We start from the raw sequence: 12,875 nt of genomic DNA on the forward strand, positions 1-12,875 counted from the left end.
GCCGCAAGGTGTTCTATCTCCAGGAAATTGAGAATCTCTTCAGTCCTGCCCTCCATCGCCGGGGTGACCTCGTGCCTGAAGAGGCCGACACTGGAGAAGAAACCGGAGAGGACGACGTCACGCCCGGCGATATCGCGGGTGAAGGTGAACTGCAGGTCCGCGGAGACGATGCCGAGGAGGGAGCGGAGGGCGCCCACCTGCCACACCTCCTCGCCGAGGACCGAAAACCTGCGGTCCGGGTGCGTCAGCGGGTAGTACTCCCGCGTTATCGTCTTGATCAGGGACGACTTCCCCGACCCGTTCGGTCCGAGGATGGCGAGGTGCTCGCCGGCACCGACGGTGAGGGAGAGGAAGTCGAGGACTTTTCTGTCCTCTCTCATGACGGCGATATGCGCGAAGTCCAGCAACGGCGGGGGCCGGGCAGAGGTCTGGAACGTCTCTCTGTGCGCCATCCCGATCAGAGCCCCAGGTATTCAAGGCCGTAGAGGACGGCCGCGATCAGGAGCACGAGCGGCACCACCACCACCCGGGGGTTGACATGCAGGATCTCGGGGATGGTGGCGGTCGGGAACCTCCCCAGCCCGAGCACCGACGCCTCAAGGCGGGGGTAGAGAGCCGAGAAGATGCCGGCCCCGATGAGGATGCCGGTCACCCCGCCGACGAGGGCGTCGAGGGCGCCCGACCCGACGGCGCCGGCCACCGTCCCTGGACAGTAGCCGAGGACCGCAAAACCTGCGCCGAAGATCACCCCGCCGACGACCGTTGCGCCGACCGAACCCGGCTTGATGTGAAGGTCGGCAAGACCCGCCGCCCGCATCAGGTGGACGCCGAGCGTGCCGACGGCCACCGCACTGAGCATCACCTTCACCACCGTGAAATCGGTGAGCAGGAGCTGGCCGATGATCACATCATAGCGCGTGACCCCGGCGACCTGGAGGCAGGCGCCGAAGGCGACCCCCAGCGCCAGTCCGAGAGAGAGTTGCACCGGCGCATTCCGGCGCAGGCGCGTCAGGGCGTCCTTCATGGCCACACCCCGTAGAGGAGAAAGGCAGAGAGTATGCCGCTTGCAAAGAAGACGACGACCGCAACCCAGCTCGAGAGGGCCATCTGGAGAGTGCCTGAGATCCCGTGCCCGCTCGTGCACCCGCCGGCCCAGCGCGCACCTATCCCCATCAGGACGCCGCCGGCGAGGGCGACGACGATCCTCAGGGGGACAGACGGCCCGAATGCCGCTTCAAAAGTCGGCGGGACCCAGACCAGGGCAAATTCCCCGGTGAGGAAGGCCGTTGCGAAGGCACCGATCACGATGCCGAGCACCAGCATCACCTCCCAGTCGATCCGCGGGGCAAACTGTTTGTAGTATGCTCTGTCCAGCACCGCCTTCCCGCGGACGGCACGCTCGATCATGCCGCTCGCCCGGGCATAGGCCGTCGAGCACCCGAGAGGGCGGTCGGAGAGGAGGAACGCGAGCCAGCTGAGCACGCCGATCCCGGCGCCTGCGATATAAGGTGTCCAGTCCATTGCCTCCACCTCAGGCATATCCTGCCGCACGGTAGCCGGTGATCCCGCCGGCGGCGTTGGAGACCTCGACAAACCCTTTCTGTTTGAGGATGCTGCACCCGAGGCTCGAACGGTGGCCTGTCCTGCACATGACGACGAGGGGCCGGGCGGGGTCGAGCGCCGCGGAGCGCTCCCGCAGGTCTGTCACCATGATATTGACCGCCCCCTCCACATGGTCCTCCTCGTACTCCTCCGGCGCCCGCACGTCCACAAGCACGGCCCTTCCTCCCGTGATCATCGCATGCGTCTCAGCCGGCGAGAGTTGAGGGACATGAGCGGCGGGATACCCGGCCGTCACCCAGGCATGGACGCCGCCGTCGAGGTAGCCGACGGTGCGGTCCAACCCCACCCGGCGGAGCATGACCACCGCCGCCTCCGCCTCTGCCTGAGTCCCGGCGACGAGCAGGACCTCCCTCTCCGGAGGGAGCACCCACCCGGCAAAGGTGGAGAAGTTGCCGGCAAGGTCGATATGATAACTGCCCGGGACGTGCTGACCCCCGAAAGCGGCGTAGTCGTTGACTGAGAGGACGACCGCATCGCCCTTCCCGGCCCGATCCCTGAACTCGGCCGGCTTCATCGGCCTGATCGCCGGGAGGGTGCGGACGAGGGGCGGGCCGCGGCGGTTGATCTCGCTGCACCTGCTGAAATGGTCAGGGGCAGGGGGCATGCCCGTGGTAAGCGAGCTGATGAATTCCTCCCTGTCGGCGATCTTCAATGCCGCGTTATACCGGCGCTCGTAGCCGATGGTGGTCGACCGCATCGATCCCATCGCCCGGCCGCAGAGCGACCCGGCGCCGTGCGCGGGAAAGACCATGCAGTGGTCGGGGAGGGCGAGGATCTTCTCGTGCAGGCTATCATAGAGACGCCCTGCAAGGTCCCGCGCCTGTCCGGGGAAGAGGTCGGGCCGACCCACGTCGCCGACAAAGAGGGTGTCGCCGGGGAAGACGGCGACGGGGTCATCACCGCGGGAGAGGTCGGTGGCCACGTAGGTGACGCCGTCCGGGGTGTGCCCCGGCGTATCGAGGACGTCGAACCTGATATCCCCGACCGAGAACTCTGTCCCGTCGGCGACCGGTTCGTGCGGAAACGCGCATGAACCCGATTCCGGCGCATAGATCCGGGCGCCGGTCTTCTCCGCCAGGTCCATGTGGCCGGAGACGAAATCGGCGTGGAGGTGCGTCTCAAGGACATGCGTGATCGCGAATCCGAGGTCTGCCGCGGCGTCGAGATAACGGTCGACGTCCCGCGCCGGATCGACGACGGCGCAGGTGCCGGCCGCACCGACGAGATAGGAACTGTGCGCGATGCCCGGTATGAAGAACTGCTGAATCACCATTCTCCGTTCACTCCATCCATCTCTGGAGCGATGATCATCCAAAGACCATATAAATCCATCCCGAGACGATGAGGAGGAAGAGAACGGTCAGGACAACGCCTGCTTTCAGATAATCAACCGTGTGATACCCGCCCGATGACATGAGAAAGGCATTCACCTGATGCGTCGGCAGGAGGAACGAGTTGGAGGCGCAGAGCCCCACAAGGAGGGCGAGGCCGCGGGGGTCGGTCCCGGTCTCGGCGCCGACGAGGAGGGCGATCGGGACCAGGATGACGACTGCCCCGAGATTGGACATCAGCAAGGTGAAGAGGGTCGCGAGTGCTCCGATGCCGATGAAGAGCAGGAGGGGGTGGGCGTTTCCGACGAGCGGGATCACGGTCCCGGCGATCAGTGCCGCCGTCCCGGTGGTGATCATCGCGGTCCCGAGGGGGATGAGGCCTGCGAGCAGGAAGACCGTCTTCCAGTCGATGGTGCGATAGGCCTCGTCGATGGTGAGCACCCCCGCAAGGACCATGACGAGCACCCCGGTGAGGAGGCCCATGGAGATCGGGATGCCGGTGAGGGTGAGGGCGATCCCCCCGGCAAAACAGAGGAGAGCGATGGGCGCTTTCTCTCTGCGCATCGGGGGTTCCTCGACTCGTGTGGAGAGCACGAAGTTCGGGTCGGCGGCAAGGGCGTGGATGTTGTTCCATGGCCCGAAGACCACGATGGTGTCGCCGGCGGTGAGGGGGGTGTCGGAGAAGTCCATGCGCATCTCGACGCCCTGTGAGGAGAGCATGAGGGGTTCGACGCCGTAGGTCTTTCTGAACGCGATCGCCCTGAAGGTCCGGCCGACGACCGGCGCGTGCGGCCTGACCATGACCTCTGCAAAACCGGCATACGCCCCTCCCACCTTCGCGGAGAGGCGCTCCCGGTCGGGGACGGTCTGGAGCGAGTAGTCGGCTGCGAAGCGTTCTGCGTCCTCCGCTTTTCCGAGGAGGGTGATGTACTGCCCGGCACGCAGGGTGGCATGCCGCCAGGGTGCATAGGAGACCTCTTCTTCTTCCGTGACGGCGAGGAGGTGGAGGGAGTAATCGGTTTTCAGGCGCACCTCTTCCCGCTCCCTGCCGGCGAGAGGACTGGAGGCCGGGATGACGTAGTGGTGCATCGCTGCGGGAAGGTGCCAGGTGTCCACGAGGTCTTCCTGACTCCCCGGTCGGCGGGTTCCGGCGCGGCCGGGAGGGAGGACGTATACCCCCAGCAGGAGGAAGTAGAGGACTTCTGTGCAGAGGAGGAGGAGACCCGCCGGCGTCGCGGTAAAGAACCCGAACGCCTCGGCACCGCTGGCGACCATGAGGTCGTTCAGGAGGATCAGGGCCCCTGACCCGATCATGGTGAGGGTGCCGCCACTGAGCGCCGCAAAACCCATCGGCATGACAAGACGGGAGGGCGGGACTGCGGTCATTTTTGCGGCCCTCATCAGCGCGGGCTGGAAGAGGGCGACCGACCCGATGGCCGGTATGAATGCGGAGACGAGGCCGACGGCAACGGAGAAGAGGGCGCAAAGCCGTCTCTCCCCATTCCCGGCAATGCCGACGATGAAACGACTGAGGTGGCTCATGACGCCTGTGCGTTCGATACCGCCGCCGAGGATCATCACCGAGATGATGGCGATCACGGCGTTGCTGGCAAACCCCGAGATCGCCTCCTGGGGAGTCACAAGCCCGAACCAGAAGAGCAGGAGGAGGACAAGGAGCGCGACAAGGTCGACCCGAAGGAGTTCGGTGACGAAGAGCACGAACGCTGTCCCGATAACAAGGAACATCAGGATGATCTCCGTCTCCATTCCACGGCCCTCCGGGTTCGGCATCCCCTCTTTCCGGTGGTGGCCCGGCACGCCATTAAAACATTCGGTGGCGGGGGAGAGGATCAGCCGCATCCTCTGCCCAGCAGGAAGGCGCAGAGCAGTGCCGCCACAATCAGCATCTTCGACTTCATACACTGGAGGGGTGACCGATACGGCTATGAAAGATATTGATACAATCGTTTTACATTCAGGAAATTGAAGAAGGCCTATAGTATCATCTGAAGACAGAAAAGATGAGATATTGAAAATAATCCATATAAGAGATAAAATATCCTCACGGGGCCCCGGCGCGCCATTGAGATTATAAATAAACCCTGCATGAGAGGGATATGGCCCGGCAAAAAGAGGGGAGAGGGTCTTCCAGGAATTATCCACAGGGATAAGTCAGAGAAGAACAAACCGGAGAAACACTAATGGAGTACCAGCACGACCAGGTCTACGAACCCGCGGAGGACACCTTCCTCCTCCGCGACGCCGCCCTCGAGGAGGTGCGGCCGGGCGACCATGTCCTCGAAGTGGGGTGCGGGAGCGGGGCGGTTACGGCGGCCCTCCTCGGCCGGGCCGGGAGCGTCGTCGCCACCGACATCAACCCCCACGCGGTGCTGGCGGGGCGGGAGCGGGGCGTCGAGACGGTGCGGACCGACCTGATGACAGGGGTCCGCGGCCCCTTCGACCTCGTCCTCTTCAACCCGCCGTACCTCCCGACCGCACCGGAGGAGAGGATCGACGACTGGCTCGAATACGCGCTGGACGGCGGCCCAACAGGGAGGGAGACGATCGAGCGGTTTGCCGACGACGTCGGGCGGGTGCTCGCACCCTTCGGTCGCATCCTCCTCCTCGTCTCATCCCTGACCGACCCCGACGAGGTGCGGAAAATCTTTGCCGGCCTCGGCTATATCGTGCTCCTCGCCGCGGAGGAGCGTGTGGAGGGCGAAGACCTCATCGTGCTGCGGATCAGCCGCGACCTCTGCCTCTGTGCCGGACACGGAGATTAACGCCTGCGGAGCCTGAAACTTTCCGGCGGGACCGCGATCTCGAACCTGGCCCCGACCCCGGGCGTCCCGGTCTCCCTGATCGTCATGCCGGTGATCCCGAGAACCTCCCTGACAAGGAAGAGGCCGAGACCGGTATGCTTCCCGAACCCTCTGAGAAATATCTCCTCCTTCTTTCCTTCGGGGACACCAACACCGTCGTCCTCCACGACAATGGTGAGGCGCTCCCCCTCGGTGCGGCAGGATATCCTGATGACCGTCACCTCGACGCCATGCTCCAGCGCGTTGTCGGCCAGGTTATACAGGGCCCGTTCAAGGAGGGGGTCGGCATAGACCTCCACACCGTCGACGGCGACCTCGGTGCGCATCCCCCCCTGCCGGGCCGACCCCAGCGCCCTTTCTGCTACGCCCTTCAGGTCAAACCACTGGGGGCGGTCCATCCCGACAGCCTGGTACTCGCGGGCAAACTCCATCTGCTGGCGGATCGTGCCGGCGGCATCGAGGCTCTTTCTGACGTACCCCCTGATCTCCTCAGGGTCGTCCGACTCCAGGGCGATGTCGAGGTAGCCGATGACCCCGGCGAGCAGGTTGAGGGTGTCGTGGCGGGTGATCCCTTCGAGCAGGTTCAGTTTCTCGTTCGCCCTCCGGAGTGCTGCCTGCTCGTTCCGCAGTTCGGTGATGTCGTGGAGGACGAGCAGGTGGCCGTGCAGGTCGCGGGAGACGCCGGCCGCGCGCTGGCACTGGACGGCAAAGATATGGGGCGCCCCATCGGTCGTCACCTCCACCTCGGCCTCCTTCGGGCATCCTGCAATGAACCGGGCGAACGCCGGCAGGACCTGATCGAAGGGGCGGCCGATTGCTGCCTCTTCTGGCATCCCTGCGATCAAGGCTGCGGCCGGGTTGATATCGACGACCACGCCGGCCTCATTGACCACGACCATGCCGTCCGTCATGATCCTGGGAAGGAGGGACCGCGCCACCGGCGTCACCGAGAAGAGCCTGTACCGGATCGTCGCCATCTCCAGGGTCAGGCCGGTGACGAGGAAACTCAGCGGGGTCAGGTCCAGCCCCCGTACAGGCCCCATACCGAAGACATAGAGGAGGTTGGCCACAAGAGGCACGAGAGACGCAACCAGGAGGAGCCGGATCTGCGTTCGGTACACCGGGGGGGACGAGATGAGATGGCTGACAAGAAGGGCGATCGCAGCGATGGTCATGGCGGCGAAACCTATCCATGCCACCCAGAAGAGCGGGCCGTGCACGAAGACCCATACGATAGACCCGGCAACGACCACCGGCATAAAGCCGGTATAGTACAGGTGGTGGAGGTCGTTGGTGAGGAGGGCGGCAAAGACACATGCCGGGAAGAGCAGGAGGGCGCACCGCCATGTACGGGTGAGCAGGCTCTCGCGCCCTGTATAGGAGATGACGAACAGGACAAACGCCAGGGAGACGGCCATGATGCCCGCGTACTCGACATAAGTAAAGAGGAGGTTTGACGGCAGGTCGGCGACGGAGAGCACCAGGGCATAGGCGGCACTCCAGACAGTCGCACCCAGGAGAAATATCGTGAGTGGCACTCCCCCGGGAACCTTCCTGTTATGCCATGCTATGGCCGCAAGGACCAGGGTCATGACGGCCGAGACGGCCAGAGGGAGAACTAAGGGGGAGTACTGCCAGATCATCGGAGGTCACAGAGGGAATTCATAGAGTTGGTCGTCCAGGGGTAAAATCCCTCCTCATGCCACCGGATCCGGCAGAGACACAAGGATCTCCGGCCTCACCGTTTTTCCGCGTCCTCTTCCCCGGAGAGAGGCTCGTCGATGCACTTCCCGCAGTGCGGGCAGACCTGCTTTTTCCTGTGCCTGTTCCTGATCTCGTCCCCGAAGGCCGAGGCAAGGATGCCGGCAGGGAGAGCAAACATACCGATGCCGAGGATGGCGATACATCCACCGAGGAATCTCCCGAGGAGGGTGATCGGGTAGACGTCGCCGTAGCCGACGGTGGTGAGGGTTGCCACCGCCCACCACATCGCCATCGGGATACTGGAGAAGGCATCGGGCTGGGCGTCGTGCTCGACGAAGTACATCAGGGTCGAGGTGATCACCAGGAGGATGACGAGCACGAACCCCACCACGATGAGCGCCTCCCTCTCGGCGCTGAGTACACGGCCCAGGGTCTTGAGGGCATCGGAATACCGATAGAGTTTCAGGAGCCTGAAGATCCGCAGTATCCTGAGCATCCGCATGACACGGAGGTCGAGGGGCAGGACCATCGGCAGGTAGAAGGGGAGAACCGCAAGGAGGTCGATCACCGCCATCGGCGTGGCGACAAAGCGTGCCCTCCCACCGATCCCCCTGAATGCCGGGTTGCAGGGGGCCGTCCAGAGGCGGAGGAGATACTCGACGGAGAATACGGCCACCGAAAAGACCTCGAAGAGATCGAATGCTGGCTGGAAGGCGAGGTACAGGGGTTCGTCGGTGGCAAGGATCACGGCAGCGACATTGAAGAGGATGAGCGCGGCGATGAAGAAGCCAAAGACGCTCCCCGCGATGCCGCCTGCGGGAGTGCTCTCAAGAATGTTGTAGACCCGGTCTCTGAGCATCGATAGTATACTTTTTTCCGGGATGAGGTATGGATGTATCGCCGGGATGCCCGAAGATCCCGGTTCTTCTGGAGTGACGGGAGAAGGGCGGTGTTCCCCGGCACCCCTCAGAGGAGATGATTCAGGAGGAGGAAAAGGAGGAAGAGGAGAGCGGCGATTTTTATCCCGGGATAGACAGAATGCTGCATATGTGCCCGGTTTATCGTCCCCTCATCGGGCGGCGGGAGTTCCTCCTCCGACTCGATGACAAAAGACCCGGTGTACCCGCACCTCTTGCACCGGTACATCGTCCCGGCATACCCGCCGAGCACCTGGTAGAGGTCGGTGCTCCCGCACGTCGGACACCTGAGCATGGGTGAGACTCTCCCTCACCCGCCATCAAACTTTGCCCCCCCCAAACCTCTTAACCGTGGAGGGCGCGATTGATCGGTTGATCACAGCATGGGAGCGACTCTCGTTGAAAAGATCTTCTCTTCCCGGTGCGGGAAGGAGATAGAGGCAGGCGATGTGGTGATGGCGGCCGTGGACCGCGCGATGATCCATGACATCACCGGCCCCCTTGCCATTCAGAAGTTCAGGGAGATGGGTGGGGAGCGGGTCTTCGACCCGGCGCGGATCGTGATGCTCTTCGACCACCAGGTCCCGGCCGACTCCATCCAGGCGGCCGAGAACCAGAAGTTCATGCGGGAGTTCGCGCTCGGGCAGGGCATCCACAACTACGACCTCAGGGAGGGCGTCTGCCACCAGGTGGTCCTGGAGAAGGGGCATGCGGCGCCCGGCGAGATCGTCGTCGGTTCGGACTCGCACACCTGCATGTACGGCGCTGCAGGCGCGTTTGCGACCGGCATCGGCTCGACGGACATGGGCTTTGTCCTCAAGTTCGGCGCCCTCTACTTCAGGGTGCCCGACTCGATCAGGGTCGAAGTGAACGGCGCCTTCGCACCCCGCGTCGGGGCAAAGGACCTCATCCTCTCGATCGCCGGCGACATCGGCGCGGACGGCGCCACCTACCAGGCCCTGGAGTTCGCCGGCGAGACCTTCAGGTCGATGCCGATGGCCGGGCGGATGACCTGCGCCAATATGGCGATCGAGATGGGAGCGAAGGCCGGGATCGTCCCGCCCGACACCATCACCAGGGAATACGTGCAGGCACGCCGGCCCGACGCCGCCGGTTTCGACCTTGCGAGCGACAGGGACGCCGTCTATGCGGAGTGGCGGGAGTACGAGGTCGCCGACCTCGTGCCGCAGGTCGCGGTCCCCCACAATGTGGACCATGTCGTCGGCGTCGACGAGGTCGCCGGCACCCACGTCGACCAGGTCTTCATCGGTTCCTGCACGAACGGCCGGTACGAGGACTTTGCCGAGGCCGCCGGGGTTCTCGGCGACAGGAAATTCTCCGACGCGGTGCGGGTGGTCCTGATCCCGGCCTCGAAGGAGGAGTACCTGAAGACCCTCAGGGCCGGACTGATCGAGCGTTTCGTCGAGGCGGGCGCACTCGTCGAGGCGCCGTGCTGCGGGCCGTGCATGGGCGGGGCCTTCGGCCTCCTCGCCCCGGGCGAGGTCTCCCTCTCCACCTCGAACAGGAACTTCAGGGGGCGTCAGGGGAGCACGGAGGCCGGGGTCTACCTCTGCTCCGCGGCGACGGCGGCGGCGAGTGCGATCACCGGCGAGATCACCGACCCGAGGGAGGTGTGAAAGATGCGGATCTGGACATTCGGCGACGATATCGACACGGACGCGATCATCCCGGGGCGGTTCCTCACCGAGTACGACCCCGGGAAACTCGCGGAGCATGTCTTCGAGGGGACGAGGGACGACTTCAGGACAGGGGTTCGTCCCGGCGACGTCGTTGTCGCGGGCAGGAACTTCGGCTGCGGGTCCTCTCGGGAGCACGCCCCCCTCGCCCTTCTCGGTGCGGGGGTGAAGGTCGTCGTGGCAGAGTCCTTTGCCCGGATCTTCTACCGGAACGCGGTGAACACCGGACTCCTCCCCCTCGTCTGCCCGGACACGAGCGCCCTTCTCGAAGGGCACGAGATAAAGGTCGACCCGGTGGGCGGTTTCATCGAGTCTGACGGCGTCAGGTACGCGGTCGAAGCTGTGCCGCCCTTCATGCAGGCGATCGTGGACGCGGGTGGGTTGGTCGACTATGCAAAGGAGATGAAAGAGGTGGAACTGTGTACAGGGTCGCGGCGATAGGCGGCGACGGCATCGGGCCCGAGATCCTCGACGAGGGGAAGAAGGTCCTCGATGCCGCGGGGGAGAAGTACGGCTTCGAGATCGGGTGGACAGATTTCGATATCGGGGCCGATAGGTACCTGGAGACCGGGGTGCTGATCACGGAGGAGGAACTGAAAGAACTCTCCGGGTACCCGGCGATCTACTTCGGCGCCATCGGCGACGAGCGCGTGAAGCCCGGCATCCTGGAGAAGGGCGTCCTCCTGAAGATGCGGTTCTTCTTCGACGAGTACGTGAACCTCAGGCCGATCCGTCTTCTGCAGGGGGTCCAGACCCCTCTTGCCGGGAAGGGGCCTGCGGACATCGACTTCGTCGTGGTGCGGGAGAACACCGAGGACTTCTATGTCGGGATCGGTTCGCGCTTCAGGAAAAGCGAAATAAAGGAGCTCGAAGTTGTCCGCGACCTCTACTCGGTGAAGTTCGGCCTCGACGTCGAGAGCGACGCCGAGGAGATCGCCTACCAGATCGGCGTCCTCTCCCGCGAGGGGTGCCGGCGGGTGATGGAGTACGCCTTCGACCTGGCCGAGAGGCGGGGCAGGAAAGTCGCCTCCGTCGACAAGGCAAATGTCCTCTCCGACGTCTACGGCCTCTGGAGGGAGGTCTTCTCCGAGGTGGCGGGGCGCCACCCAGGTGTGACGACCGAGTTCACCTTTGTCGACGCCATGACGATGTGGTTTGTCAAGAACCCGGAGTGGTTCGACGTCGTCGTCACCCCGAACATGTTCGGCGACATCATCACCGACCTCGGGGCGATGATCCAGGGCGGCCTCGGCCTTGCGCCAGGCGGGAACATCAACCCGAAAGGGACCTCGATGTTCGAGCCCATCCATGGGTCGGCCCCGAAGTACAAGGGCCTCGGCGTCGCGAACCCCATCGCCACCATCTGGGCCGGCGGCCTCCTCCTCGACCACCTCGGCGAGCACGAGGCGGCAGAAGGGATCGTGCGGGCAATCGAGGGGACGATCCGGGACGGCGTCGTGACCCGCGACCTCGGCGGCGCGGCAGGAACCGCGGACGTCGGCGACCGCATCTCGGCGCGGATCAGGGAATAAACTTATTTTTATCCTCTGAAGCGGAGGGGGAGCCCGACCGCCCCCCCTCTGTGCCGTAATGCCTTCGCAGGAAGCCGCGGACGGTCTCACACTCCAGCCAGCGCTCGTCGAGATGGGTGACGATATCGTCGATCTCCATCGCATGCCTGAGGATTTTCTCAGAAAAAGCACCCTCTGCCATCCCGGCAAGGCCCACGATGGCAGTCAGCGGGTTTCTGATCCGGTCGTTGAGGACGGCGAGCTGGGCGAAGTTCCGGTCTATCTGGGCAAATGCCTCCTCCCGCATCTCTTCAAGGCGCCGGCGTTCGGTCACGTCGAGGAGGGAGAGCACATAGCAGTCGTTTCCCGGGATCTTGCCTGTATGCAGGACCGCGGAGATCTGCCTGCCGTCCACACTGGTGAGGGCGATCTCATAGCCGTTCATCGAAAAAAGGGGATCCAGATCGCGTTTTTCATGGATCACCAGGATCCTCTCCCTCTCCTCAGGGGAGACGAACAGGGTCCAGGGTATCCCGCAGAGCACGTTCTGATCGATCTTGAGCAGGTTCCCGAAACCAAGATTCGCCCGCACGATCGAACCGTCGTCCCTGACAATCGCCATCGCGGTTCCGCTGTGCTCGAAGATCGTCCTGTATAGGCCCTCGGAATCGTGAAGACGGTTTTCAGCCAGCTTCCGACCTTCCATCTCCCTGACAAGCTGGAAACTGTGGGTGATGCACATCGAGAGCATCCCTGCAAAGGTGGAGGCGAGGGAGAGGACACGGGAAACGTTCTCCGGGGAGAGGAGAGGCACCGCCGCCGGGGATGCCGGCATCTCCCTCTCGTCAGGACAGGAGAGAGGCCCGCCGCAGAAAAATGCGACAGGCCTGCCTTCCAGGCAGACAGGAGCGACGATCATCCTGGAACTTCCCCGACACCTGACCATGACGGACTCCCCGCCTTTCAGGCCCAATACCCGACCACTGTCACAGCAGGAGAGGGCCGGCCCACCCGCACACAGGCGGCAGGACTCTGTGCAGAAACTCCAGCCCCTGGTCGTGGCCACCTGCACGCCGTCGCGGGTGAGGATACAGGCGGGGACGCCGGTGATGTCGTGGAGGTTCTCCATCAGCGCCTTCAGCTTGCCGACATCGGTGAAATCAGAGATTTTAATCCCTCTTTCAGGAGTATTGTGGCCCATCGTCCTCCGTAAAGGTTCGTGTACCCATAAATAAAATATCAATACTATTAGTAAGGTTTGTTTTATATC

General features: G+C 63.8%; 13 protein-coding genes. 4 read left to right on the plus strand and 9 right to left on the minus strand.

Annotated features, from left to right (window positions below; genetic code table 11):
- The 5 genes from PHP59_RS02025 to PHP59_RS02045 all read right to left on the minus strand — a co-directional run.
- A partial coding sequence (locus tag PHP59_RS02025) for an ATP-binding cassette domain-containing protein (protein ID WP_300162822.1) occupies positions 1-452 on the minus strand: 452 nt, incomplete at its 3' end.
- 5 nt (positions 453-457) lie between these two features.
- A complete protein-coding gene (locus PHP59_RS02030) occupies positions 458-1,024 on the minus strand; it encodes a YeeE/YedE thiosulfate transporter family protein (protein WP_300162825.1) in 567 nt (188 codons plus the stop codon).
- Positions 1,021-1,521 carry a YeeE/YedE thiosulfate transporter family protein gene (locus PHP59_RS02035; protein ID WP_300162829.1) on the minus strand — a complete coding sequence of 167 codons (501 nt, stop codon included), beginning with the start codon at positions 1,519-1,521 and terminating at the stop codon, positions 1,021-1,023. The genes PHP59_RS02030 and PHP59_RS02035 overlap by 4 nt, the downstream gene beginning before the upstream one ends.
- A 10-nt stretch (positions 1,522-1,531) precedes the next feature.
- Positions 1,532-2,896 (minus strand): MBL fold metallo-hydrolase, encoded by a 1,365-nt coding sequence (locus PHP59_RS02040; RefSeq protein WP_300162832.1) that lies wholly within the window; start codon positions 2,894-2,896, stop codon positions 1,532-1,534.
- A gap of 34 nt (positions 2,897-2,930) precedes the next feature.
- Entirely contained in the window at positions 2,931-4,814 is a 1,884-nt protein-coding gene (locus tag PHP59_RS02045) for an SLC13 family permease (protein ID WP_300162835.1), read from the minus strand.
- Between the two features lie 341 nt (positions 4,815-5,155).
- Here PHP59_RS02045 and PHP59_RS02050 point away from each other — a divergent pair, with 341 nt between their 5' ends.
- Positions 5,156-5,737: a HemK2/MTQ2 family protein methyltransferase gene (locus tag PHP59_RS02050; protein ID WP_300162838.1), complete on the plus strand. Its 582-nt coding sequence runs from the start codon at positions 5,156-5,158 to the stop codon at positions 5,735-5,737.
- Here PHP59_RS02050 and PHP59_RS02055 read toward each other — a convergent pair.
- From PHP59_RS02055 to PHP59_RS02065, 3 genes are all read right to left on the minus strand, one after another.
- Positions 5,734-7,419: a histidine kinase N-terminal 7TM domain-containing protein gene (locus PHP59_RS02055; protein WP_300162841.1), complete on the minus strand. Its 1,686-nt coding sequence runs from the start codon at positions 7,417-7,419 to the stop codon at positions 5,734-5,736. The genes PHP59_RS02050 and PHP59_RS02055 overlap by 4 nt on opposite strands.
- Positions 7,420-7,514: 95 nt before the next feature.
- Complete coding sequence (locus PHP59_RS02060) at positions 7,515-8,339, minus strand: ion transporter (RefSeq protein ID WP_300162844.1); 825 nt, start codon at positions 8,337-8,339, stop codon at positions 7,515-7,517.
- A 107-nt stretch (positions 8,340-8,446) separates the two neighbouring features.
- Entirely contained in the window at positions 8,447-8,692 is a 246-nt protein-coding gene (locus PHP59_RS02065) for a hypothetical protein (protein ID WP_300162847.1), read from the minus strand.
- Positions 8,693-8,780: 88 nt separating this feature from the next.
- On the opposite strand from PHP59_RS02065, the gene PHP59_RS02070 reads away from it, so the two are divergent.
- The 3 genes from PHP59_RS02070 to PHP59_RS02080 are packed head-to-tail and all read left to right on the plus strand — an operon-like array spanning position 8,781 to position 11,626.
- Positions 8,781-10,034, plus strand: coding sequence for a 3-isopropylmalate dehydratase large subunit (locus PHP59_RS02070; RefSeq protein WP_300162850.1), 1,254 nt, complete (start codon positions 8,781-8,783; stop codon positions 10,032-10,034).
- Between the two features lie 3 nt (positions 10,035-10,037).
- The gene (locus tag PHP59_RS02075; protein WP_300162852.1) at positions 10,038-10,535 is read left to right on the plus strand and encodes a 3-isopropylmalate dehydratase small subunit; all 498 of its coding nucleotides are present in this window, start codon (positions 10,038-10,040) and stop codon (positions 10,533-10,535) included.
- Positions 10,514-11,626 (plus strand): 3-isopropylmalate dehydrogenase, encoded by a 1,113-nt coding sequence (locus tag PHP59_RS02080; RefSeq protein ID WP_300162855.1) that lies wholly within the window; start codon positions 10,514-10,516, stop codon positions 11,624-11,626. Before PHP59_RS02075 ends, PHP59_RS02080 begins: the two co-directional genes overlap by 22 nt.
- On the opposite strand, the gene PHP59_RS02085 is transcribed toward PHP59_RS02080, so the two are convergent.
- On the minus strand, positions 11,616-12,806 hold the full coding sequence (locus PHP59_RS02085; RefSeq protein ID WP_300162858.1) for a PocR ligand-binding domain-containing protein: 1,191 nt from the start codon (positions 12,804-12,806) through the stop codon (positions 11,616-11,618). The genes PHP59_RS02080 and PHP59_RS02085 overlap by 11 nt on opposite strands.
- Between the last annotated feature and the right edge of the window lie 69 nt (positions 12,807-12,875).

The sequence above is a fragment of the Methanofollis sp. genome (assembly GCF_028702905.1).
Taxonomy (GTDB): domain Archaea; phylum Halobacteriota; class Methanomicrobia; order Methanomicrobiales; family Methanofollaceae; genus Methanofollis.